The sequence below is a fragment of the Salinimicrobium oceani genome, from assembly GCF_012037645.1.
In genome coordinates, this window is record NZ_JAAVJR010000004.1 from 61,699 (window position 1) to 85,506 (window position 23,808).

The following is a 23,808-nucleotide window of genomic DNA, read 5'->3' on the forward strand; positions in this document are numbered from 1 at the left end:
AATTATGAAGATGAAAAATTCAATTTATTTATTAATGATGTTCCTTGGTCTTGCTCTTACGAGTTGTGAGCCAATGGAAGACCTTCATGATGACCTAGACAGGGATCTAGACAGTCGTGCTATAGAAGGTATTACCGATTACACACTTACAGCAGATGATTATACCGAAGATGTTGAAGATGGTGGTCTAGGGTTGAATTTCCCGAACTTTAGCTCTCTTGATGAGGCTTCAGAGCTTATCCCTCAATTGCTTTCGAACAAATTTCCGGTTTGGGGTGAAGGATCTTTGGCAAGAGTGACTTTTGATCTTTATGCGCCAATTGATGCTGAAGCTTATACTGTAGTTGATGCAGATTATGAAGCAATGGGTCTTGATGTGAATTATTTCACTTCAAGTTCTCAGATCACTAGCTTTTTGCAGGCTGAGTTTCCACAGGCCAAAACCAACGATTATGTTGAATTGACCTACAGAACTATCGCAGTAGAAATGGCTTATGACATTTCAAATGATGATTTTGATCTTATTGGTGAAGCCCTTGATGAGACGTATCCAGATCCAGCTTCTAGTGCTGCTCAATACAGCAACTTTGACAGGAGAGAAGGAAGAGATGCTTACTGGAGCAACGATATGATACTTGATGCTATAAATGTAGTTTTAAGTGATAACTTCCCTGATGTTGAAGGTCAAACCTATGAAGTTAGCTATAGAATTTATGATGGTAGCCCAGGTACAGAGACTATGGATGTTAAGTTCAATGGTACCGAGTACGTAATGATAGGAGGTACAGCATATGAATTGGATAATGATGATTACGATTTCGTTGGTGCTGAGTTAGGTGATGACTATCCTGGTCCTGCCGGTAATGCTGCGCAATACAACAGCTTTGACGTAAGATCTACAAGTGGAAATTTCTGGAGCGAGGCTATGCTTCTTGAAGCGATCAATGTCGTGTTAAAGGAACAGTTTCCTTCTGCTACCGAAGGTGCGCAGTTTGATGTTACTTATGACGCTTACAGTGGCTCTGTGAATGCTGTGATCAAATCGGTTATCCTTACAGATGGTGAATATGTTATTGATGAAACTGCTTCAGTTTCAACGATCATGGAAACTTCTGTATTTGCCTTTGGAGATGGAAGATGGATGATGCCAATGGAATTGCCATCAAATATCTATTCTCAGGAATTCGGTCAAAGATTTAACAACTTCAGCAGTGAATCTGATGCAGGTTTCTACATTGGTAGATATCTTGAGCCTCTTTTCCCATATGCACAGCAGGGAGATTTTGTTTCTGTAGGATATAAATACTACAACGGTTCGGCTACTGTTGATCGTTATGCCAGCTTCATCTATAATGAAGAGGAGAGAGAATGGGATTTCATTCCTAGCGTAATTGAACAAACTCTTCAGTTTGGACATGAAGGTACTGGTTGGGTTGTAGATAATACTATTGTTTACCAGTTGGCGCCAGGAGATTACGATTTCATTGGGGAGCAGCTTTCTGATACGTATGAAGATCCTTCATGGAGTGTTGGAAACTACAACAACTTTGACAGAAGACCAGGAAACGCAAACCAGTGGACAGACGCAATGTTACTGGAGGCATTTAATATCCTGCTTTCTGAACGTGTAGCGCCAAATGCTGAAGAAGGACAAAAGTACCTGCTTAGCTTTGCAATTTATAATGGAACTAATACTATAGAACAAATGCACCTTATCAAAGAAGATGGTGTATGGGTTCCTGTACAATAGCCTAATAATTATTTTTTCAGCAAAAACCTCTTAACTTTTATAAGCTAAGAGGTTTTTGTTCTTTAACTTACGGGCATTTGCCTAACAGAAAAACATTTAAATGAAGAAGATTCTATTTTTGATCACAGCTGTAATGCTTTTAGGATGCAGTAAGGATGATGAAGGTGGGAGCAACCCTCCTGTGGACCCGGTAGCAGAACTACCGGAAGCTGTTGATGACCAGTTGGCGACCTCAGAAAATACGCCATTGAAGTTCAGTGGCTTATTAGATAATGATACGGTACATGCATATGCACGAATCAGTAGCATGGATAGTGAATCATCAAATGGCGGGTCTATTGTTGACAACCGTGATGGTACTTATACATACACGCCACCTGCAGATTTCATAGGTGACGATACCTTCGAATATACCATGTGTGACAACAAGACCCCAAGAAACTGTTCAACCGCAACTGTCACCGTTTCTGTTACTGCTGCTTCTCCAGAGGCTGTAGACGACAGCTATGAAACAGAAGAGGAAAAGGTCTTGTTCATCAACACTCATCTTAATAACGACAACCTGGTAGATAACGCTGTTGTAACCTCGGTGGGGACAGATGACACCAATGGGGAAGTTGAACTTAAGGAAGATGGAAGTATCACTTACACCCCGGCGAATGGATTCACGGGAGTAGATACTTTTACATACACCATTTGTGATGATGATGAGGAACCTACATGTGCAACTGCGACGATATCGGTAACTGTAACAGACGAAGGATCGCCAGATGCTGTAGATGATGTTGTAGTTATGAATTCGCAGAACGCGAGTATTACAATTTCCAGTCTTCTGGCCAATGACGTTGTAGTGGATGACGCTGTTATCACTTCTGTACAGGCTGGGTCCAATGGTAGCGTAGTGCTTAATGAAGATGGAACTGTAACCTACACTCCGCAAACTGCTTTCACTGGAGAAGATACATTCACTTACACGCTTTGCGATGATGATACGCCAGATGCTACCTGTTCCACCGCAACCGTAACGGTAAAGGTGATCGTGGCGGTATCTTTTAATATTCCGGCAGATATTCAGGATTATTACAGCGATTTCTTTTTTACTAGTGATACCGATATCAACCGTGCCCTTTTAGGGGATATCACCATCATTTCCCATACTACGATTTTATCATATGGGGAGCGTCACAATTATTTGTATGATGCAGATGCAAGTCTTGAAAATCCAGAGAATGTGGTGTTAATGTATTCAGGAGAAGAAAGGTACTGGAGGGAATATACTTCAGGTAGTAATTCTTATTCTCCACAAACTTTTAATACTGAACACATCTACCCTCAGTCCAGATTATCTTCAGAATTGGCAGTAACAGATCTTCATCACCTTAGAGTTGCAGCAGATGATGTTAACTCTCTTAGACTTAACCATCCTTTTACTGAAGGTAGTGGTGACTACGGACTAGTTGGTGACGATGCCTGGTATCCTGGCGATGAATGGAAAGGCGATGTCGCCAGAATGGTACTTTACCTGAATATCAGATACGGAGAATCCTTTTCAAAAGTGGGTGGTCTCGACCTGTTCCTGAAGTGGAATGCCGAAGACCCTGTATCTGCCTTTGAGGTACAGAGAAACAATGTCATTGAATCTGCTCAAGGAAACAGAAACCCATTTATTGACAACCCATATCTTGCAACCTTGATCTGGGGTGGGCCACAAGCCGAAAACACCTGGGATTAAATTATTGTAACATCTTAAAAAACCGCTCTCTTTATAAGGAGCGGTTTTTTTATTGAAAAAAGTTATCTTTACGACCATAAAATTGTGATCATGTACGAAACCGTTTCTTTTATTCATTCGTGGTGGGCTTACCTTGTGTTGATCGTTTTAATCATCGCAACTCTTAATTCTATTATTGGATTCACATCTAAAAAGGATTATGGCGCGACAGATTTCAGGTTAGCCTTGTTTACGCTTATAGTAACTCACATACAATTACTTGTAGGGATCGTTCTTTACCTGGTTTCTCCAAGGCTACAGGCTTTTTCTGGAGAAGGAGGAATGGGTGCGGTTATGAAAGATTCCAGTCTCCGTCTATACCTGGTAGAGCATCCTCTTATAATGTTGATTGCCGTTGTGCTCGTGACCGTAGGATATTCCAAGCATAAGAAGAAACTGGTATCAAGACCTAAGTTCAAGATCCTTTCTATATTTTATGCTCTGGCACTCCTGTTTGTACTCTCGCGAATTCCCTGGTCGGCCTGGTTCTAACCTATTTCTTTTTAATTAGCAGGACATATACGGGGAAGTGATCACTATATCCCCCTGTAAAACCTGTGCTGCCAAAACTTCTAAAGGGATAGCCTTTATATTGCCCTGTGGGAGTTGTGAGGAATGGCTCATTAAAAATATAGGCTTTGAAAAAGGAGAATTTTGAAGGGTCTTTTTCTACTAATGGAGTAGAAAGAATTATTTGATCAAAAAGATTCCATTGATCACGATAAGCTAAAGATCCGGCTCCACGTCTTGCAAGATTTGCATAAGGATTATACAGGTCCTTTAATAAGAGTTGCTCCTTTCTGGATTTGACGCCTAAGATTTTTGTAAGACTCGTGTTGTGTGGATCGTCGTTGAAATCGCCCATGATCATGATGCGGGCATAAGGATCTATTCGATTTAACGAATCCACAATCTTTCGGTTCAATTTCGCAGCATTTTCCCGCCTGTGGCTACTTAATTTTTCTCCCCCGCTTCTGGAAGGCCAGTGGTTGATTAGAAAATGCACCTGGTCTCCCGCCATTGAACCACTTACCAGCAGTTGGTCTCTCGTAAAGCTTCTTTTTGTGGGCTCCTTTGGTTCAAAAAGCACAAGTTCATGCCTGGACACCTGCTTAGGGGAAAAGATCTCTCTGCGATACAATAAGGCCACGTCAATTCCGCGGCGATCAGGAGAATCAAAATGCACTATCCCGTAATTATAAGGTTTCAAAAAAGGGTTTTTTACAAGGTCTTCCAAAACCTGAAGATTTTCTATCTCACATACTCCTAAAATATCTGGAGGTCGGCCTGTAAACTCTTTGCCAATTTCACTAATGGCATAAGCCATGTTGTTTAATTTCTTCTGATATAGATCTTGCGTCCATCTGTCTTTTCCGGAAGGGGCTCTGTCATCATCAAAAGTATTGGGATCATCATGGAAATCATAAAGATTTTCCAGGTTATAAAAACCAATGCTCACTACCTCGAATTCTTCTTTTCGCTGCGCTTGCAGCACATAAGAACCAAGGAATAAAAGCGTAAACAGCAGCAGAAGAGACCTTGTTCTAAACACCTGATTTTCTTTGTGTTAAATATTTTTACTGAAGGGCCAAAGATAGAATAATTAATGTATTATTGCGCGCTAATTGCCTCCCTTATAATGATTTATGAAAACATCCTTTTTGAAGAGGACGCTTTTGATCGTGCTCTTGTTTTTTATAGCATCTGCCGGGGGACAAACCCTGACTGGGAGATTGGTTGATGAAGATACCGGACAACCTCTTCAGGGCGTGCACATAAAAATTTTGAATGCTGCACTTGAGCAATATTCTGATGTTGATGGAAAATTTCTTTTTCAGCAGGATCTACCCGAGGGTTCCTTTGTAATCATGTGCTCCAAAAATGGCTTTTTTGACAGGTATTTTCCGGTGAGAATTTCTTCGGAAGCAATTGACCTGGAGGTTATTTCTTTAAAACCTAACCTTCCTGAGTTACAGCAGCAAACAGCTTCCATTTCCCTTGCAGATCATGAACTTGATGAGGAGGATGCAAGTTATTCAAATGTTGCCGGTCTTTTACAGGCTTCAAAAGATGTATTTCTGAATGCTGCGGCTTTTGATTTTAGCTCTACATTCTTTAGACCCAGAGGTTATGACAGTGAATTGAGCAAAGTCCTTATCAACGGTGTTGAGATGAACAAATTCTTTAATGGCAGACCTTTGTGGAGCAACTGGGGAGGACTTAATGACGTACAGCGAAACCAGGTTTTTTCACAGGGCAGTGCTGCTTCAGAAGTTTCCTTTGGCGGGCCGGCTGGCACTACAAATATTATTATGCGAGCCTCACAATATGCTCACGGCGGAAAATTCTCGTATGCGATGGCCAATCGTAGCTATACCGGCAGAGCGATGGCCAGTTATCACAGCGGACTACTGCCTTCCGGATGGGCTTATTCTGTGTCGGGGGCAAAAAGATTTGCTGAAGAAAGCTTTGTTGAAGGCAGCACCTATAATGCCAATTCGTTCTTTGTTTCCGTAGGAAAGCGATTTAATGAAGCTCACGATTTGAACCTTACCGCCTTTTATACGCCAAATCTGCGTGGTAAAAACTCACCCAACACTCAGGAGGTATATGAGCTTCGGGGAGAGCAGTACAATAGTTACTGGGGATATCAGGATGGGAAGATCAGGAATTCCCGACAGAAGGAGGTAGCAGAACCTGTCATGATGCTCAACCATTCCTGGAAGATAAGTGAGAGATTAAGCCTTGATAACAATCTCGCCTATCAATTTGGAACAACCGGAAACAGCAGGATCGATTACGGTGGAAGTCGTAGTTTGGTTGACAGCAATTCTGCTGAAATATTTATTGGAGGGGGGAGTAATCCAGACCCGGCATACTATCAGAAATTACCCTCCTATTTTTTAAGATTTGAGAATAACCCAGATTACCAGTCTGCTTACCTGGCTGAACAAGAGTTTAGGGAAAACGGGCAAATCAATTGGGATGCTATCTATCTCGCAAATCAAACTGCAGCGTCTACTGGTGGAAATGCAATTTATGCCCTTTACGAAGATCGCACAGATGACAGGCAGGTTTCTGCAAGTACTAATTTCAGGTACATCATGGGGCAACACCTTGTGCTGACTGGTGGAGCCCAGTCCAGGTTCCTGGAAAGCGAAAATTTCGCTTCTGTACTTGATCTTTTTGGCGCGAACTATTTTTTAGATGTTGATGCTTTTTCTGAAGGAGCCGCTGCCCAGAATAATCTTAAAACCCCAAATAAAATGGTATCTGAAAATGACATTTTTAAGTACCATTATGATCTTCGGGTTAAAAATGCCGGGGGATTTTTACAGGCCGAAGGGAAAGGTAAAAAATTCGATACTTATCTCAGCGCAGAGGTATCGGGTAGTTCTTATCAGCGGTTTGGGAGGTTTCAGAATGGCAACTTTCCCGAAAACTCCCTGGGAGAAAGTCGGCTGCTTAATTTTGGTAATTATGGGGTAAAATTGGGCGTAACTTATAAATACACTGGCAGGCATTTGTTCAGTGTTAATGCGGCTCATCAAACAAAACCACCTACGCTGCGTAACTCCTTTGCAAACGCAAGGCAAAATAATGAGGTGGTGAAACAGCTTAGGAATGAAAAGCTTTTTACTGCAGATGCAGGCTATATTTTTCGTTCCTCTTTTCTTACCGGAAGAATTACAACATTTTATGGCCTTTTTGAGGATGCTACAGAAATTTCTTTTTATTATGCCGATGGCCTTGCGGGCGGGGGAAGAGATGCAACTACTGCCTTTGTACAGGAAATTCTCAGCGGAATTGAGAAACGACATGCAGGAGTGGAATTCGGCGTAGAAGTGCCTATCACTTCTACCTTAAAAATAAAGTCAGCTGGTTCTTCTGGAAAATACATTTACGGCTCCAGTCCCGATCTTTATTTAACTTCCGATAATTTCCCTGAAAATCGGGAATTCGGGTCGGCCCTTCTAAAAGGCTACCGACTTTCGGGCGGGCCACAGCAGGCAATGCAAATTGGCCTTGAGTATCGCGATCCCAGCTACTGGTGGATTGCTACAACTGCAAATCATTTTTCCAGGGCATTTGTAGATATCGCGCCTCTTACCAGAACAAGGAACTTCTACACAGACCATGATGGCTTGCCTCTTTTAGAGTATGATGAAAAGATCGCCAATAAACTGTTGCAGCAGGAAGAATTTGAAGATTATGTTCTCGTGAACATGGTGGGAGGAAAATCCTGGCGATTAAAGAACAGGTTCGTTGGCTTTTTTGGAAGCCTGAACAACATTCTCAATACCAGTTATAAGACCGGAGGCTATGAACAATCCAGGAATGTGAATTACGCGCTACTCAAAGCAGATGCCGAAAGAGAGAAGCCATTATTTGGATCAAAATACTGGTTTGGTGCCGGCACAACATACTATGCTCACGTTTATTACAGATTTTAAGATGAAGAAATTGCTACTGTTTCCTATTTTCATCATAGCGGCAGCATGCTCGCCAGAGGATGAGTTTTCTGTACCCGAAGCTAAGCTTTCGGCTGATATTTCAACTCAGGTCAACACTGATCTAAATGCTGTTCTTGGCCTTTTCTACCAACAAGATGGTGAAGTCATCACTTTTAATGAGGACTTGATCCTGGAAGCCTATGTTGTATCAAGTGATGAGGCTGGAAATTTTTATAAAGAATTGGTAGTACAGGATAAAAAGGTAGATCCACGTGCCGGTCTCAACATTAAGATCAACATGGCCTCCTACTACCAGTTCTACAATTTTGGAAGAAAGGTATACATCAACCTCAAAGGCCTTAGCCTGGGAGTAGCTAATGGAGTGCCCGCCCTGGGAACGGTACAGGGGAAGCAAATAGGGAATATTCCTCAATCGCGAATTGCATATCATCTTATCCGGGATACAGAAACCGCAACCATAGTTCCGAAGAAAATAACTTCATCAGATTTTAGTGATCAGCTTGAAAATTTATATGTGGAGATAGAAAATGTGCAGTTCAATAAGATCCATGTGGATCCTGCGAATCCTTTCACCTATGCATCTGAAGCTAACGATGAGTTTGACGGTGAAAGAATGGTGGAGAGCTGCGGCGGAGATTTTCCGTTTATTCTCAGTACAAGTACTTATGCCGACTTCAGGAGTCTCAAATTACCTCAGGGATCTGGAAATTTGCGAGGTATCCTCACTCGTGACTACTATGATAAGTTTTACACCATTTACCTAAATTCTTCCGAAGACGTAAATTTCTCAAATAACAGCCGTTGTGACAAAATGGAATTTTCATGTGAGAATGTCTCTTTGAACGGAAGTAAAATTCTTTTTGAAGAGGATTTTAGCAATCAGAAGAATAATAAACCCGTAGAGGGTAAGGGCTGGAAAAATATTGTTCAGGAGGGATCGAGGCCCTGGGAGGCGTATACCGCAACTGGGGCTAATGCTTCTCTCGGCAGGTCGGCACGAATGAGACCATCAGGTTCTGGAGATGTAAGAAGCATAAGCTGGCTTATTACTCCTAGAATCAATTTTGACAGCAGCTCTGGCGAGGTCCTTAGCTTTAAGACGTCCACCAGCTTTGCTAATGGAAGCATGCTGGAGGTTCTGTTCTCCAATAACTGGGATGGGAACGAAGAGACTCTGCTTAGGGCCGACTGGCAAATTCTTTCTGCAGCTTATGTGGCCAACAACAATGACTTTTTTGGGGATTGGATATCTTCAGGTCTTGTTGATCTTTCCTGTGCTTCAGGAAAGGGATATATTGCTTTTAAGTACATAGGAAGTGATCTTCCTTATTATAATGGAGTATATGAGTTAGATGATATAAAGGTTTCTGCGGAATAATTCCGCAGAAACCTTCAAATTTTTTATTCAACTCTTCCTTCAAGTTTTAAAAGAAAAGCATATTCCAATGCTGTTTCTTTGTAACGTTCGAACCTGCCTGAAGCACCACCGTGTCCAGCTTCCATATTTGTATGAAGCAGGAGCAGGTGATCATCTGTCTTTTTATCTCTTAATTTCGCAACCCACTTTGCAGGCTCCCAATACTGTACCTGAGAATCAAATAATCCCGTTGTTACAAGCAGATGTGGATATTCCTGTTCTGCTACATTATCATAGGGAGAATAAGACAACATATAATCATAGCTCTCCTTATTTTTTGGATTGCCCCATTCATCAAATTCGTTGGTAGTAAGCGGTATTGTTTCATCCATCATTGTAGAAATAACATCTACAAAAGGTACACCTGCAATTACGCCGTTAAATTTTTCCGGAGCCATATTTACAACAGCTCCCATAAGTAAGCCGCCAGCGCTGCCACCTTGCGCATATAAATGTTCTGGAGAGGTGTAGTTGTTCTGGATGAGATGATCTGCAACGTCTATAAAGTCATAAAAGGTATTCTTCTTTTTAAACATTTTTCCATCCTCATACCACTGTCGGCCCATATCCTGGCCACCTCTTACATGAGCGGTGGCGAAAATAAAGCCGCGATCAAGTAGACTGAGCCTGGCAGAGTTGAAGTACGGATCCATAGAGGAACCATATGAGCCGTAGGCGTAAAGCAGAAGCGGAGTTGCGGCGCTCTTCTCTGTGGTCTTTTTGTAGACGACAGTAACAGGAACCTGCGCGCCATCTCTGGCTTCAGCAAAAAATCTTTCGTTCACATACTCGTTGGGATCATGGCCCCCAACTACCTCTTGTACCTTTAAGGTCTCCTTTTCCCGGGTTTCCATATCATACTCGATCGTAGAAACAGGAGTAGTGTAAGACGAATAAATGTAGCGGAGCTTGCTTGTTTCAAATTCAGGATTCACCGAAAAGAAGGCTACGTAAGCTGGTTCTTCAAATTGAAGATAATGTTCTTCCTTACTGTTTTGATCAATGATCCGCATTTGGGTCAAAGCATTGCCTCTCTCGTTGACCACTAAATAATTATCAAAAACCTCAATGCTTTCAAGCAAAATATTTTCCCGGTGAGGGATCACCTCTTTCCAATTTTCCTTTGAAGTGGAGTTCTCAGGAGTTTCCATGAGTCGGAAATTCTTAGCATCGAGATTGGTGACAACATAAAATTTATCTTCGTAGTGGTCTATACTGTATTCCAGGCCTTCCTCTCTTGGGGTAAATTGTCTGAATTTTCCGTTAGGATCATCTGCACGTAGAATATGGAAATCGCTGGTGAGCGTACTTCCCGTATAGATCATAATGTATTCGTCTGACTTTGATTTTCCCACCCCAATATAAAACGACGGATCCTTTTCTTCATATACCAATTGATCCTCACTGTGAGCTTTCCCTAGGGTGTGCCGGAAAATTTTCTCAGAGAGCAGGGAAACCTTGTTCTTTGTGGTGTAGAAATAAGTTTTGTTGTCATTGGCCCAGGCCCCGCCTCCTGTGGTATTTTCTAATTTGTCGGGCAGGAGCTCTCCGGTTTCGAGGTTCATGAACTGAATGTGGTAAACTCTTCGGCTCAAAGTATCTTCTCCAAAGGCCAGGATCTTGTTATCGGGACTCACTTCCAGGCCATTAACTGCATAATAGTCATGTCCTTTTGCCCTTTTGTTGGCGTCGATAAGAACTTCTTCCTTCGCTTCGAGACTTCCTTTTTTACGAGCGTAAATAGGATATTCTTTCCCTTCTTCATATCTCGTGTAATACCAGTATCCGTTTTTAAAATAAGGAACAGATTCATCTGTTTGCTTTATTCGCCCAACTATTTCATTAAAGAGCTGCTCCTGAAGTGCCTCAGTATCTGCCATTACAATATCTGTGTAGGCATTCTCGGCTTCAAGATAGTGAAGCACGTTCTTTGTCTGTTCATCGGGTTGTTTTGTGAGCTTTTGCTCATCTGTAAGCCTCATCCAGAAATATGGATCTTTCCGCGTATGCCCATGAACGGTTAGCACCGAGTCCTTTTGCATAACATCTGGTGCTTCAGGATAATCTGAAGCCGAGACTTGAGACTCAACAACTACCTGAGCAAAGCTCTGAAAGCCAAAAAGCACACTGAGAATTAATAACTGTAAGTTTTTCATGCTATTATAAATTTATAAGAGAGGTGGTTTCTATAGCTAATTTGCAAATTTATTTTCAGTTTTTTGTATTTTCTTCAGAAGTTATACCTGTTTCTACTGCTGAATAAAGGATTTCTCTGCAAATTTTGAAGAAATGAGGTGCAGGTGTCAAGCAATGATCTTTTATTTCCGCAGCCTTAAAACGTATATTTGCAGACGCAAAAAAGCATAAATGCATAAAGAATTTTCATTTCAGGTCTCCCCGGAAACTGCTGCCAATGCGGAAGCTCTAAAACATTTCCTGGCAAGGCAGTACGGTTTGCCCTATGATGATATCAATCACATTGAAATCCTTAAAAGAAGTATTGATGCGCGGCAGCGAAATATTAAGGTGAATCTCAGGGCACAGGTGTTTTTGAAGGAGGATTTTCAAAAAGAGGAAATTACACCACCTTCTTATAAAGATGTCTCTAAAGCTGAAGAAATTATCATCGTAGGAGCAGGCCCTGCCGGACTTTTTGCTGCTTTGCGCTGCATTGAGCTTGGCAAGAAACCTATTGTAATTGAGAGAGGAAAGGACGTTCGCGCCCGCCGCAGAGACCTTAAGAAGTTGAATATTGAACATGTAGTAAATGAAGATTCGAATTATTGTTTTGGTGAAGGCGGCGCCGGAACTTATTCTGATGGAAAACTCTACACCCGAAGCAAAAAAAGAGGAGACGTAAATCGCATTTTAAAACTTCTTGTGGCTTTTGGAGCTACAGACCAAATTCTGGTGGAAGCTCATCCGCACATTGGAACAAATAAGCTACCCGGAATTATTCAGGATATTACAAAAACGATCCGGGAATTCGGGGGAGAGGTGCTTTTCGATTCGAGAGTATCAGATATGCTTATTACGGATGGAGAGGTAACGGGAGTCAGCCTCAAAGATGGCAGAAAGATAGGTGCCAAAAAGGTCATTTTAGCCACTGGTCATTCGGCCAGGGATATTTTCCACCTGCTGCATAACAAAGGGATATTAATTGAGGCCAAGCCTTTTGCGCTTGGGGTAAGAGTAGAGCATCCACAGGCATTAATAGATCAGATCCAGTATCACACGCCGAATAGAGGGGAATTCTTGCCGCCATCTGCCTATAGTATTGTAAAACAAGTGGGGGGAAGAGGAGTATATTCCTTCTGCATGTGCCCCGGTGGGATCATTGCTCCTTGTGCAACCAGTCCCGGCGAGATCGTGACCAACGGCTGGTCACCCAGCAAACGCGATCAGGCGACGGCAAATTCAGGAATTGTCGTGGAAATAAAACCTTCAGATTTCGCCATTTTTGGAGACTCTCCTTTGGCAGCTCTAATGTTTCAGCAACAGGTAGAACAAAAGGCTTGGATGGCAGGTGGGAAAACCCAGACTGCCCCGGCACAAAGACTTGTAGATTTCAGCAGGGGAAAAGCGTCCACCTCTCTACCCGAAACTTCCTACAAACCCGGTGTAACATCTGTAGAGCTGGGGGAGGTGCTGCCTGCCTTCGTTTATAAGAGCCTTCAGAAGGGATTTGAAGAGTTTGGAAAGAGCATGAAAGGATATTTTACCAATGAAGCTGTAGTTCACGCTACAGAGTCAAGAACTTCATCTCCAGTGCGTATTCCCAGAGATCCTGCAACACTCGAGCATGTACAGATCAAGGGCCTTTATCCCTGTGGGGAAGGGGCAGGTTATGCCGGGGGAATCGTTTCTGCAGCTATAGATGGAGAAAAATGTGCTGAAAAAGCTGTTTATACCATGAACTAAAAAAAAAAGCCTCACAAGTTTAGAATACCTGTGAGGCCCGATATTTGTTTTAGGAATTCTACTTTTTATAAGCCTCAGCATAAGGAGACCAGATCTCATAGATAGGTTCTCCTTTAGAACTCTTGCCACTGTGATGCCACTCCCCATCCTCAACTTTATAATCGAAATCAAGGCTGGCCCCAACACGACTATCATCTCTTGAAAAGAACTCAATATTTTCTGTGTACTTACCGTCTTGGGCAGTATATGTACCCCCGCCGGTACCCGAAAATTCTTTTGTTTTGGAATTAAAAGCAACCCATTGAAATCTATCGCCGCTCAGGATCTTTATGGTTCTTCTATCACCTGGTGTACTGCGGTTGAGTTCCCCATTGCGCTGCCTTCCTGTAATGACCCAGTTTCCTGAAAGATCATTTTTACTGGATGAAATTCTTTTCCAGGTTTGCGTCTTTCCTTCAGTAGTGGTGAGGGTAAAGCTGGAATCATCTTCTTTAATCTCATAGGTAAGCCGTTTGCCCACCATAGAATTATCGGCAGTATTGAAATCATAGCGCTCGCTGTACCCGTTTTTGGTTTCATATTCACCGCCTCCGGCCTCAATAAATTCATTAGTGCTGGTTTTCTTTTTTCCGTAGGCGAAATAGCCGTCTTGGTATATACGAACGGTCTCCTGATTGGTCACCGCATCTCCGTTGACCTCGATCAAAGTCCAGGAACCTTCCAGATCCTGTGCAGTGGAGATCCCGAAGAATAGCAGAGCAGATAAAATAAGTAGTTTTTTCATAGTCAAAATATTACCTCTCTAAAATAGCAAATTCTGAGATCATTCTTCTTCATCTGTATAGGCCTCGTATTCGGGGTAAAGGAAATTATTGTAAGGAAATCTGGTAATATGGATCTCACGTACCGCTTCGTATACCTTTTTTCTGAATTCTTCCAGGTTTTCCTTATTCAACGCCGAAATAAAAAGCACATTCTCCCCCAGCCTGTTCATCCAGGTATTCTGCCACTCTGCAAGGGTGTTATGGGAGCTGGTTTTCTCGGTCATGAGATCATCTTCTTCTATCTTTTCTGCTTCGTAAGCATCGATCTTATTGAATACCATTAAAGTCGGTTTTTCGGCACTCTTGATCTCAGCAAGAATCTGGTTCACCGAGGCTATGTGATCTTCAAACTGTGGATGGGAAATATCAACCACGTGCAGCAAAAGATCTGCTTCCCGAACTTCATCCAGGGTAGACTTAAAGGATTCTACCAGTTGGGTGGGCAGTTTTCGAATAAAACCTACAGTATCTGTGAGCAGGAAAGGTAAATTTCGAATAACAACTTTTCTTACCGTAGTATCCAGGGTGGCAAACAATTTATTTTCAGCAAAGACTTTACTTTTGCTTATTACGTTCATAAGAGTTGATTTCCCCACGTTCGTATATCCTACAAGGGCAACGCGAACGAGCTGGCCGCGGTTTCCACGCTGAACTTCCATCTGTTTATCAATGGTTTCCAGTTTTTTCTTGAGTAAGGAAATCTTATCCCGAACGATACGACGGTCGGTTTCGATCTCAGTTTCCCCGGGACCTCTCATTCCAATACCTCCACGCTGGCGCTCAAGGTGAGTCCACATACCTGCAAGACGAGGCAACAGGTATTGATACTGGGCTAGTTCCACCTGGGTGCGGGCGTAACTTGTTGTAGCTCTTTGTGCGAAAATGTCAAGGATCAAATTCGTACGATCCAGAACCTTACAGTTTAGGACTCTTTCAATGTTCTTTTGCTGGGCAGGGGAGAGCTCATCATCAAAAATTGCAGTACCTACTTCATTTTCAGTGATGTACTGTCTTACCTCCTCCATCTTCCCCGAACCTATAAATGTTTTAGGGTCGGGACGCTCCATCTTCTGAGTATAGCGCTTTACTACTTCCCCCCCGGCAGTATAGGTGAGGAATTCCAGTTCGTCCAGATATTCTTCGAGCTTTTCTTCATTCTGCTCTCGGGTGATGATCCCTATTAATACTACTTTCTCGTATTCTAAATTGTTCTTTTCTAACATAAAGGATTTGCTATACAAACAAAGTTACACAATTATGCGCTACAAGCACAGGTATGGGTCGGCCTGGCCTCTTAAACATAAGCTAATTTAAAAAGGATAAGGGGAGACTTTTCTCCTGAAGGAATTCTAGAAATTATAAGTGAGTCCTGCACCAAATACTTCGCGAATCTGGAAGGCGCCAATAGTGTTATCGTCGTAGATCGCCTGAAAAATGAAGTTGGCAGTTATGTATTTATTGACCCCCATTTCAAGGTTCATGAGGTAGTCCAGATCAACATTCTCCGGATTTTCTAAATAATTTGAATACAGGCTAAGAGAATTCTCCAACGTCACATTTGTAAGCAGCTCGTATTTAGCATAGGCATTTACTGAAGCGCCCAGTTCAAACCTGGAGCTGTCTCCTTGATCCACTCCAAAATAGGCGCCGTCTTTATATCCCGGAACGCTGGTAAAATCAGGATCTACAAAAATAAATCTTGCCGTGGCTGGTGCGATATTGATCCAAAGATCCTCGTTTCGCTTCCACATCATCCCGGGACCAAACTGCAGGTAAGCAGGTGAAATAAAGTGGGTGGTTTCCCTTCGGATCTCAATTCCGTCTTCATTTTTAGAATAAGCATATCCTTTGCTGAACTGGGATCTGAAGTTGGCGAAAAAGGAATAATACCAGTTAGAATTTTCCAGTTGTTTTCCAGCAATGGAATTCAGCTCTAACCGGTCACTGGTCTTTCTTGTAAATTCATCGCCTTTCAACTTTGTAAGGCCGTAGTTGGCGAGCAATTTGTTATCCCAGGTAAAACTTCCGCTTCTATAATTGAGGTTGTAGTCGAGCATTAAATTTCCGGCTACACTGGAAGTTCCTCCGCCGCTCCATTCTTTGTTGAAAGCCGATTGGTTAAACAGCAACTGGAACTTTCCTTCGGTGCTCCATCCCTGTGGTGGTGTCTCTTCTTCCTGGGCATTTGCATTTAAACCTATTAGAACAAAAGCTGCAAGTAAAAGATTCTTCATAGTTATTTCTTATATAGCGGGACAGAGGAGCAGGCTTCACCGTACATGATGCTCCTGGCTACCGGCTGCAATTTATTTATTATTTGTAGATAAGCGTTTTGCGGCACAGGTTTGCGCGAGCAGCCTTTAATAATAACCGGCATATCCTTATACTGGGAAACATCAAGTTGATTCAGTATTTCTGTATATAATACTGTTTCCAGCATCTCAAGATCACCTGCTACTACTTTCTTAGCATGAGGCGCGAGACAGGTGCTTATTAACATATATGCCCAACCGGGAATTATAGCTTCTGTTGAGCAGGTAAGGGCTACATACTTACCAGAATACTGCGTCCAATCGTGATCTTTTGCGGCTGCTCTGAATTCTTTCTCTCTAAGAACAAATCCTTCGTACAGCCAGTCCTTAATATCAAAAAGCACCCTCTCTCCCTTGGGATAAAGATCCTCAAGATCGAAGGTCACTAATTTGCTATTCGCAACGCGGTTAATTATCTCTTCTGGCATTTGTAGAAAGGAACTAAAACAGGTTATAACATCCCAAGCTCCAGCTTGGCTTCTTCACTCATGAGTTCCTGCGTCCATGGCGGATCAAAAGTGATCTCTACCTCGCAATCTGTAACTTCATTCATGGATTTTATCTTTTCCTCAACCTCCATGGGTAAGGATTCAGCCACAGGACAGTTTGGAGTCGTAAGTGTCATAAGGATCTTGATCTCATAATCCTCACTTACCATGACGTCATAGATCAATCCCAATTCATATATATCTACCGGAATTTCGGGATCGTAGATCGTTTTTAGTACAGTAACGATCTTTTCTCCCAGTACTTCCGAATTTTGTGCGTGTTCCATGTTAATTCAGTTGTGTTTGATATGCAACAGCATACATTTTTAATTGCTTGATCATGCTTACCAACCCGTTGGCACGAGTTGGAGATAAATGCTCCTTGAGCCCTATTTCGTCGATAAACGCGGTATCGGCTTCAAGGATATCTTTGGGGTGTTGATTTGAATAAGCTCTTACCAGAATGGCGATGATTCCTTTTGTAATGATTGCATCACTATCTGCAGTAAAGACAAGACGTTCGCCTTGCAGTTCTGCATGCACCCAAACTTTACTTTGACAACCTTTAATGAGGTTGTCTTCAGTTTTGTATTTTTCTTCAATGAGGGGAAGAGATTTTCCCAGTTCTATCATGTGCTCGTAACGCTGCATCCAGTCATCGAACATTTCAAATTCATCAACAATCTCGTCCTGTATTTCTTTTATGTTGCTCACGTTATTCAATTTTAGTTAAAATGAGTAGTGGTTCATCATTTTTTGCAAATAAGACCACTTCACTTTCTGTTTCTTCGATCCTGCTGGCCATTTCAAGCGAAGCAAGGATCTGTCTTTCTATCTCCATTCTTCCTTCGCAAAATTTCCTAGTATTCATAGGTGTGGAGAATTCAAGTTGCGCACCTTTTAAGTGGTACAAAGCCGAAAACTGATTGCATCCGGCATTTCCGGAAACCCGGTTTCCTACGGGATTGAAGTTGAAGATAATATCCTGGGGTAATTCTTTTTCTCCCTTTACTTCAAGAACTCTGTAATTTCCGTCTAAGGTCATCTCTCCAACGGTTTCAACTGTATTTGCGCAGGAAAACAAAATTAATGTGCTTATTAGAAAAACAATATTCCTCATTACCTCAGGTTAAGATAACATGTTTTTTGCTCTTTTTACAGCTCCTACAAAGTTATCGATTTCTTCCCTGGTATTATAAAATGCAAATGAGGCCCTTACGGTTCCTGGTATTTTATAATAATCCATAATAGGTTGAGCACAGTGGTGGCCGGTACGAACTGCAATACCGAGTTTATCAATAATAGTTCCTATATCATATGGATGTATGCTACCAATATTGAAGGAGATCACTGCAGTTTTTTCTACGGAAGTACCATAGATCCTCAGATCTTCTATCTTCAAAAGTTCCTGGGTCGCATACGCCAGAAGTTCATGTTCATAAGCGGCAATGTTCTCATAACCTATGCTGTTCATATAGTCCAAAGCAGCTCCAAAAGCAATTCCACCGCAAATGTCGGGGGTGCCGGCCTCGAACTTATGTGGAAGATCTGCGTAAGTTGTTTTCTCAAATGTTACAGTGGCGATCATTTCACCTCCACCCTGGTATGGCGGAAGTTTTTTCAACCACTCTTCTTTTCCGTAAAGCATTCCCACTCCGGTTGGGCCGCACATCTTATGAGCTGAAACGGCGTAGAAATCTACATCCAGTTCCTGCATGTCTGCTTTAATATGAGGTGCTGCCTGTGCTCCATCTACCAGTACTGCGGCACCACGATTGTGAGCGCTGTCAATGATTTCTTTTATTGGGTTAACCGTTCCCAGTGCATTAGATACATGATTTACAAAAACCAGTTTTGTCTTTTCTGAAAGCAATTGCTGGTATTCATCCATCTTCAGCATGCCCTGCTCATTCATAGGGATCACCTTGAGTATTGCACCTGTTTTCTCAGCGAGCATTTGCCAGGGTACAATGTTAGAGTGATGTTCTAAGGCTGAAACGATGATCTCATCTCCCACTTTCAGAAGTGTGGAAAAACCGCTGGCCACGAGATTAATAGCGTGGGTAGTGCCCGAGGTAAATATGATCTCATGGGCTTTGGCTGCATTAAAATGCTGCTGTACCTTTCTCCGTGCCTCCTCATAAGCATCTGTAGCTTCCTGAGATAGGGTGTGTACCCCACGGTGTATGTTTGCGTTATATCGAGAGTAGTAATCTACAATAGCGTCGATAACCTGCTGCGGAGTTTGAGAAGTTGCCGCATTGTCGAAATAAACGAGAGGTTTTCCATTTACCTCCCGCAAAAGGATGGGAAAATCCTTACGGATAGATTCGACGTCAAAAGATCTTTCTGTAGAGGCAACTTTCATCAAAGGGATTTTTTTGAAGTTTAGAGGCTGTAACCCACGTTCACTCCTAATTTCAATGCTATTATTTTTGTGATCCTGGCCTTAAGCTCCGGAATTTTCACGCTTTCCAGCACATTGTTAGCAAAGGCATACATGAGCAGAGCGCGCGCTTCTTTTAACGGAATTCCGCGAGAACGAAGGTAGAACAAGGCATCATCATCTAGCTGACCAATAGTACAACCGTGACTGCACTTTACATCATCGGCAAAGATCTCCAGCTGCGGTTTTGAATTTATAGTCGCTTTATCGTCCAGCAGGATATTGTTATTAGCCTGGAAAGCATTTGTTTTCTGAGCTTCCTTATTTACAATGATCTTTCCGTTAAAAACTCCGGTGGAAGCTTCGGCAAACACTCCTTTGTAATCCTGGTGACTTTCACAATTAGGCTCAATATGATGCACGAGGGTATTGTGATCAACGTGCTGTTTTCCGCCAATAACAGTAATTCCTTTCAGGGTAGAGTCGATTCGCTCTCCCTTCTGATAAAAATTAAGGTTGTTCCGGGTAAGATTTCCGCCAAATGAAAAGGTGTGGACAGAGCAAATGCTCTCCCTGTGCTGTTCAATGAACGTATTGTCTATGAGAGAAGCTTCGTGATTATCGTTCTGTATCTTGTAATAATCTACAATTGCTCTTTTGTCGGCATAAATTTCGGTTACCGAATTTGTAAGCACAGGATGATCTGTAAGACTTTGATGTCTCTCAATTATCTGAACATGAGAATTTTCACCCACCACAATTAGATTCCGTGGTTGCACCAGCAGGGCAGATTCATTTCCTGTTGAGAAATTGATCACCTGTATGGGCTTATCGGCCATGGTATTCTTCGGAATATTAATAAAAGCACCTTCTCTTGAAAAAGCTGTATTCAGAGACGTAAGGCTTTCTTTAGGCGCAACAGTGTTAAAATAGTTATCTATTACAGCCTTGTATTTCGGGTTGTTCAAAGCCGAAGACATTAGGCAGGCATCGATCTTCTCATGCGTTGTAGACGATAAATGAGAGGCATAGATCCCATCAATGAACACGATCTTGTAGGTGTCAATGTCATCAATGAAGTAGCGTTCTACATCGCGATATTCTATAGTTTCCTCTTTTTTAGGGAAAACAGTGTAATCGTGCTTCAGGACCTTGTTCAGGGAAGTGTATTTCCACGCTTCCTGTTTCCTGTTTGGGAATCCTAGTTCCTCAAACTCTTTGATCGCCCGGCTTCGAATCTCGTGAAGATCTGTATTGACATCAACGTTCTCTTCGAATGCCAGAAATGAGGATAATAGTTTATCTTTTAATTCCATTGTTCTTTTTTCTTACTCCCCAAAAAGGGGAAAATTCAAAGGTATTTCTCCTTGAAGCTTACGCTCCTACTTCTTCCTTAATCCAGTCGTAACCTTTTTCTTCCAGCTCGTAAGCCAGTTCTTTTCCGCCAGATTTCACGATTTTCCCATCGAGCATTACATGTACAAAGTCTGGAATGATGTAATCCAGAAGTCTCTGGTAGTGCGTGATCACTAAAGTCGCATTATCTGGTCTTTTGAGTTTATTCACGCCGTTTGCAACAATACGCAGCGCATCGATGTCAAGACCTGAATCTGTTTCATCCAGGATGGCAAGCTTAGGTTCCAACATTGCCATTTGAAAGATCTCATTCCTTTTCTTTTCACCACCCGAAAATCCTTCGTTAAGGGAACGCGACAGGAACTTGCGGTCAATTTCGAGCAGTTCAGATTTCTCTCTTATTTTTTTCAGCATTTCGTTTGCCGGCATGTCTTCCAGGCCTTTTGCTTTTCTATTGGCGTTGATCACTGTACGCATGAAGTTGGTAACAGTAACGCCTGGAATTTCCACGGGATATTGAAAGGAAAGAAAAACTCCTTTATGAGCCCTTTCTTCAGCATCAAATTCGGTAAGCTCTTCTCCTTCAAAAACAATTTCTCCCCGAGTTACTTCATATTCTTCTTTCCCGGCAATTACAGATGAAAGTGTACTTTTTCCGGAGCCATTGGGGCCCATGATAGCGTGCACTTCTCCTGCATTGATCTCGAGATTGATGCCTTTTAATATCTTAAGGCCTTCTACTTTGGCGTGTAAATTCTTTATTTTAAGCATAATTTGAATATTTCCTGAAATTTCAGGGTTTATCTAGGTCTTTCTAAATCTTGAGTTACTCTTGGAGCTGTTGTGTCCATCGCATCGGGTGATATTTCCAGGATCTCCTTGATAACCACCAGCTCCTCCCAGCCTTCACGGCCAGAATTGTTTATTATTTTTCCCTTGACAGTCACAGGGATCATATGAAATTCGTCTCTTTTTAAAGGCGCTACACTATCTGCAAGTCTTTTACTAATGGAATCTATCTGCACTCCATAAATAAAATTCTTTCCTTTTAATACCGCTGCATCAGAAAGAAAAATGAATTCTCCTGTGATGGTTGGAATACTATCCTTTTCTGCCACGGGTGCATTCACCACCTCTTCATTCGGATTGTTCTCTTCCCCGCATGAAATAAAAATGAGCGCTACTAGTATGCCAAAAAGGTGTTTTTTCATGATCCTTATTATCCTACAGATCCTTCCAGAGAGATCTCCAGTAATTTTTGTGCTTCTACCGCAAATTCCATTGGCAGCTTGTTGAGCACTTCCTTGCTAAAACCATTTACGATCAAAGCGATCGCTTTTTCTGTATCAATACCACGTTGATTACAATAAAAGATCTGGTCTTCTCCAATCTTACTCGTAGTAGCTTCGTGTTCTACTTTGGCAGTTTTATTTTTGGTCTCTATATAAGGAAAAGTATGTGCACCACACTTGTTACCCATAAGTAGAGAGTCACATTGAGAGAAGTTCCTGGCATTGTCGGCATTTGCGTTTATCTGAACCAGGCCGCGGTAGCTATTCTGGCTCTTTCCTGCAGATATACCTTTAGAAATGATCGTACTTTTGGTGTTCTTCCCAATGTGGATCATTTTTGTTCCCGTATCTGCCTGCTGATAATCATTGGTCACAGCAATTGAATAGAATTCTCCAACCGAGTTATCTCCTTTTAAAATACAGCTCGGGTATTTCCAGGTGACTGCAGATCCTGTTTCTACCTGAGTCCAGCTAATTTTCGCATTCTTTTCGCAAATACCACGTTTTGTAACGAAGTTGTAAACTCCTCCTTTTCCTTCCTTATCGCCGGGATACCAGTTTTGCACTGTAGAATATTTGATCTCGGCCCCATCTAAAGCGACAAGTTCAACCACAGCTGCGTGCAGCTGATTTTCATCTCGTGAAGGCGCAGTACAGCCTTCCAAATAGCTTACATAACTGCTTTCATCGGCCACCACAAGGGTCCTTTCAAACTGCCCTGTTCCCGCCTGGTTGATCCTGAAATATGTAGACAGCTCCATAGGGCATCTCACACCTTTCGGAATGTAACAGAAGGATCCGTCACTAAAGACGGCAGAATTTAAGGCGGCGTAAAAATTGTCTTTTTGAGGAACTACAGTTCCCAGGTATTTCTTTACCAACTCCGGGTGTTCCTGGATCGCTTCAGAAATAGAACAGAAAATTATTCCTTTTTCAGCAAGGGTCTTCTTAAAGGTTGTGGTCACAGAAACTGAATCCATAACAACATCTACGGCAACTCCTGCTAATTTCTTTTGTTCATCAAGAGAAATTCCCAATCTCTTGAAGGTATCCAGCAATTCAGGATCTACTTCATCAAGACTGTCGTATTTTGGCTTTTTTGAGGGGGCAGAGTAATAAGATATATTCTGAAAATTTGGTTTCTCATAATGAACATTCGCCCAATTAGGCTCTTTCATTTCCTGCCACGCCCTGTAAGCCTCTAATCGCCAGTTGGTCATCCATTCCGGCTCATTTTTCTTTTTCGAGATCGCTCGTACTATTTCTTCATTTAGCCCAACAGGAAAGGTGTCAGATTCTATGTCTGTATAGAATCCATACTTGTATTCCTTGTTGTCAAGCTCTTTCTTTAAATCGTCTTCTGTATATGCCATCTTGTCTAATTCAAAATTTAAGGTTCAAGATTCGAAATTATTTGAACTTGCTCCCCTTTAAATCACTGTTCTGAAGGTAATTTCTAAAACCTCCAATTTGCTTGCTCAGCATTTGCAGTTTTTCATACTGCAGGTCAAATTCTTTTTTTGAAATGTAGTTTCTGTCGAGCACACGATATAACTGAGATCGTGTTTCCCCGCATGATGCTTTTGCAATTGAAAGAAACTGGGCAAACTCTTTATTCCCATTCCTCTCAAAACCTTCTGCTATATTATCCATAATTGAACCGGAGGAGCCATTCAATTGATCGTAAAGCCGATAATCATTTTTTAAATTGGTCTTCTCTCTAAGAAGATAGATCTCCTGACAAAGCTCTCGGGCAAGTTTCCAAATCTCTAAATCTTCAAATTTTGTAATGCTACTCATTAACTAATTTTGATTT

At 42.0% G+C, this 23,808-nt stretch carries 21 protein-coding genes; 6 read left to right on the forward strand and 15 right to left on the reverse strand.

Going from position 1 to position 23,808, the window contains the following annotated elements:
* Positions 1-10 precede the first annotated feature (10 nt).
* The 3 genes from HC175_RS08195 (at position 11) to HC175_RS08205 (ending at position 4,013) form a co-directional block, all read left to right on the forward strand.
* On the forward strand, positions 11-1,750 hold the full coding sequence (locus HC175_RS08195; protein ID WP_235942559.1) for a hypothetical protein: 1,740 nt from the start codon (positions 11-13) through the stop codon (positions 1,748-1,750).
* Positions 1,751-1,850: 100 nt separating this feature from the next.
* Positions 1,851-3,482, forward strand: a complete 1,632-nt coding sequence (locus tag HC175_RS08200; protein WP_235942560.1) for an Ig-like domain-containing protein — start codon at positions 1,851-1,853, stop codon at positions 3,480-3,482.
* Between the two features lie 90 nt (positions 3,483-3,572).
* Positions 3,573-4,013 carry a hypothetical protein gene (locus HC175_RS08205; RefSeq protein ID WP_168138008.1) on the forward strand — a complete coding sequence of 147 codons (441 nt, stop codon included), beginning with the start codon at positions 3,573-3,575 and terminating at the stop codon, positions 4,011-4,013.
* Between the two features lies 1 nt (position 4,014).
* Here the strand turns inward: HC175_RS08205 and HC175_RS08210 are convergent, their stop codons facing one another.
* Positions 4,015-5,073: an endonuclease/exonuclease/phosphatase family protein gene (locus tag HC175_RS08210; protein ID WP_317172102.1), complete on the reverse strand. Its 1,059-nt coding sequence runs from the start codon at positions 5,071-5,073 to the stop codon at positions 4,015-4,017.
* A 109-nt stretch (positions 5,074-5,182) separates the two neighbouring features.
* Between HC175_RS08210 and HC175_RS08215 the strand changes: the two genes are divergently transcribed.
* Entirely contained in the window at positions 5,183-7,975 is a 2,793-nt protein-coding gene (locus HC175_RS08215) for a peptidase associated domain and porin domain-containing protein (protein ID WP_235942561.1), read from the forward strand.
* 1 nt (position 7,976) lies between these two features.
* Positions 7,977-9,374 (forward strand): DUF5689 domain-containing protein, encoded by a 1,398-nt coding sequence (locus HC175_RS08220; protein ID WP_209309957.1) that lies wholly within the window; start codon positions 7,977-7,979, stop codon positions 9,372-9,374.
* 23 nt (positions 9,375-9,397) lie between these two features.
* On the opposite strand, the gene HC175_RS08225 is transcribed toward HC175_RS08220, so the two are convergent.
* Positions 9,398-11,569: a S9 family peptidase gene (locus tag HC175_RS08225; protein ID WP_168138010.1), complete on the reverse strand. Its 2,172-nt coding sequence runs from the start codon at positions 11,567-11,569 to the stop codon at positions 9,398-9,400.
* A gap of 211 nt (positions 11,570-11,780) precedes the next feature.
* Between HC175_RS08225 and HC175_RS08230 the strand changes: the two genes are divergently transcribed.
* Positions 11,781-13,334: an NAD(P)/FAD-dependent oxidoreductase gene (locus HC175_RS08230; RefSeq protein WP_168138011.1), complete on the forward strand. Its 1,554-nt coding sequence runs from the start codon at positions 11,781-11,783 to the stop codon at positions 13,332-13,334.
* 58 nt (positions 13,335-13,392) lie between these two features.
* Here HC175_RS08230 and HC175_RS08235 read toward each other — a convergent pair whose 3' ends face one another.
* The 13 genes from HC175_RS08235 to HC175_RS08295 form a co-directional block, all read right to left on the reverse strand.
* Positions 13,393-14,118, reverse strand: a complete 726-nt coding sequence (locus tag HC175_RS08235; protein WP_168138012.1) for a hypothetical protein — start codon at positions 14,116-14,118, stop codon at positions 13,393-13,395.
* A gap of 39 nt (positions 14,119-14,157) precedes the next feature.
* Positions 14,158-15,381 (reverse strand): GTPase HflX, encoded by a 1,224-nt coding sequence (gene hflX, locus HC175_RS08240; RefSeq protein WP_168138013.1) that lies wholly within the window; start codon positions 15,379-15,381, stop codon positions 14,158-14,160.
* Between the two features lie 126 nt (positions 15,382-15,507).
* Complete coding sequence (locus HC175_RS08245) at positions 15,508-16,392, reverse strand: DUF3078 domain-containing protein (RefSeq protein ID WP_168138014.1); 885 nt, start codon at positions 16,390-16,392, stop codon at positions 15,508-15,510.
* A 2-nt stretch (positions 16,393-16,394) separates the two neighbouring features.
* Positions 16,395-16,898 carry a DUF2480 family protein gene (locus HC175_RS08250; RefSeq protein WP_168138015.1) on the reverse strand — a complete coding sequence of 168 codons (504 nt, stop codon included), beginning with the start codon at positions 16,896-16,898 and terminating at the stop codon, positions 16,395-16,397.
* A 23-nt stretch (positions 16,899-16,921) separates the two neighbouring features.
* A complete protein-coding gene (locus tag HC175_RS08255; protein ID WP_168138016.1) occupies positions 16,922-17,245 on the reverse strand; it encodes an SUF system Fe-S cluster assembly protein in 324 nt (107 codons plus the stop codon).
* Between the two features lies 1 nt (position 17,246).
* Positions 17,247-17,672, reverse strand: a complete 426-nt coding sequence (locus HC175_RS08260) for a SufE family protein (RefSeq protein ID WP_369074330.1) — start codon at positions 17,670-17,672, stop codon at positions 17,247-17,249.
* A 1-nt stretch (position 17,673) separates the two neighbouring features.
* Positions 17,674-18,003, reverse strand: coding sequence for an META domain-containing protein (locus HC175_RS08265; RefSeq protein ID WP_168138017.1), 330 nt, complete (start codon positions 18,001-18,003; stop codon positions 17,674-17,676).
* A gap of 84 nt (positions 18,004-18,087) precedes the next feature.
* Positions 18,088-19,326: an aminotransferase class V-fold PLP-dependent enzyme gene (locus tag HC175_RS08270; RefSeq protein ID WP_168138276.1), complete on the reverse strand. Its 1,239-nt coding sequence runs from the start codon at positions 19,324-19,326 to the stop codon at positions 18,088-18,090.
* A 20-nt stretch (positions 19,327-19,346) separates the two neighbouring features.
* The gene (gene sufD, locus HC175_RS08275; RefSeq protein ID WP_168138018.1) at positions 19,347-20,660 is read right to left on the reverse strand and encodes a Fe-S cluster assembly protein SufD; all 1,314 of its coding nucleotides are present in this window, start codon (positions 20,658-20,660) and stop codon (positions 19,347-19,349) included.
* Positions 20,661-20,718: 58 nt separating this feature from the next.
* A complete protein-coding gene (gene sufC / locus HC175_RS08280) occupies positions 20,719-21,471 on the reverse strand; it encodes a Fe-S cluster assembly ATPase SufC (RefSeq protein WP_168138019.1) in 753 nt (250 codons plus the stop codon).
* A 29-nt stretch (positions 21,472-21,500) separates the two neighbouring features.
* On the reverse strand, positions 21,501-21,911 hold the full coding sequence (locus HC175_RS08285) for a hypothetical protein (protein ID WP_168138020.1): 411 nt from the start codon (positions 21,909-21,911) through the stop codon (positions 21,501-21,503).
* Between the two features lie 8 nt (positions 21,912-21,919).
* Positions 21,920-23,365: a Fe-S cluster assembly protein SufB gene (gene sufB / locus HC175_RS08290; protein WP_168138021.1), complete on the reverse strand. Its 1,446-nt coding sequence runs from the start codon at positions 23,363-23,365 to the stop codon at positions 21,920-21,922.
* Positions 23,366-23,402: 37 nt separating this feature from the next.
* A complete protein-coding gene (locus tag HC175_RS08295) occupies positions 23,403-23,792 on the reverse strand; it encodes a four helix bundle protein (protein WP_168138022.1) in 390 nt (129 codons plus the stop codon).
* Positions 23,793-23,808: the final 16 nt, after the last annotated feature.

Coding starts and splice junctions, on each gene's coding strand:
- HC175_RS08285 (WP_168138020.1), bottom strand. CDS start 21,911: ATGAAAAAACACCTTTTTGGCATACTAGTAGCGCTCATTTTTATTTCA.
- HC175_RS08230 (WP_168138011.1), top strand. CDS start 11,781: ATGCATAAAGAATTTTCATTTCAGGTCTCCCCGGAAACTGCTGCCAAT.
- HC175_RS08205 (WP_168138008.1), top strand. CDS start 3,573: ATGTACGAAACCGTTTCTTTTATTCATTCGTGGTGGGCTTACCTTGTG.
- HC175_RS08235 (WP_168138012.1), bottom strand. CDS start 14,118: ATGAAAAAACTACTTATTTTATCTGCTCTGCTATTCTTCGGGATCTCC.
- sufB (WP_168138021.1), bottom strand. CDS start 23,365: ATGGCATATACAGAAGACGATTTAAAGAAAGAGCTTGACAACAAGGAA.
- HC175_RS08220 (WP_209309957.1), top strand. CDS start 7,977: ATGAAGAAATTGCTACTGTTTCCTATTTTCATCATAGCGGCAGCATGC.
- HC175_RS08270 (WP_168138276.1), bottom strand. CDS start 19,326: ATGAAAGTTGCCTCTACAGAAAGATCTTTTGACGTCGAATCTATCCGT.
- HC175_RS08200 (WP_235942560.1), top strand. CDS start 1,851: ATGAAGAAGATTCTATTTTTGATCACAGCTGTAATGCTTTTAGGATGC.
- HC175_RS08195 (WP_235942559.1), top strand. CDS start 11: ATGAAAAATTCAATTTATTTATTAATGATGTTCCTTGGTCTTGCTCTT.
- HC175_RS08255 (WP_168138016.1), bottom strand. CDS start 17,245: ATGGAACACGCACAAAATTCGGAAGTACTGGGAGAAAAGATCGTTACT.
- HC175_RS08245 (WP_168138014.1), bottom strand. CDS start 16,392: ATGAAGAATCTTTTACTTGCAGCTTTTGTTCTAATAGGTTTAAATGCA.
- sufC (WP_168138019.1), bottom strand. CDS start 21,471: ATGCTTAAAATAAAGAATTTACACGCCAAAGTAGAAGGCCTTAAGATA.
- hflX (WP_168138013.1), bottom strand. CDS start 15,381: ATGTTAGAAAAGAACAATTTAGAATACGAGAAAGTAGTATTAATAGGG.
- sufD (WP_168138018.1), bottom strand. CDS start 20,660: ATGGAATTAAAAGATAAACTATTATCCTCATTTCTGGCATTCGAAGAG.
- HC175_RS08265 (WP_168138017.1), bottom strand. CDS start 18,003: ATGACCTTAGACGGAAATTACAGAGTTCTTGAAGTAAAGGGAGAAAAA.
- HC175_RS08295 (WP_168138022.1), bottom strand. CDS start 23,792: ATGAGTAGCATTACAAAATTTGAAGATTTAGAGATTTGGAAACTTGCC.
- HC175_RS08250 (WP_168138015.1), bottom strand. CDS start 16,898: ATGCCAGAAGAGATAATTAACCGCGTTGCGAATAGCAAATTAGTGACC.
- HC175_RS08225 (WP_168138010.1), bottom strand. CDS start 11,569: ATGAAAAACTTACAGTTATTAATTCTCAGTGTGCTTTTTGGCTTTCAG.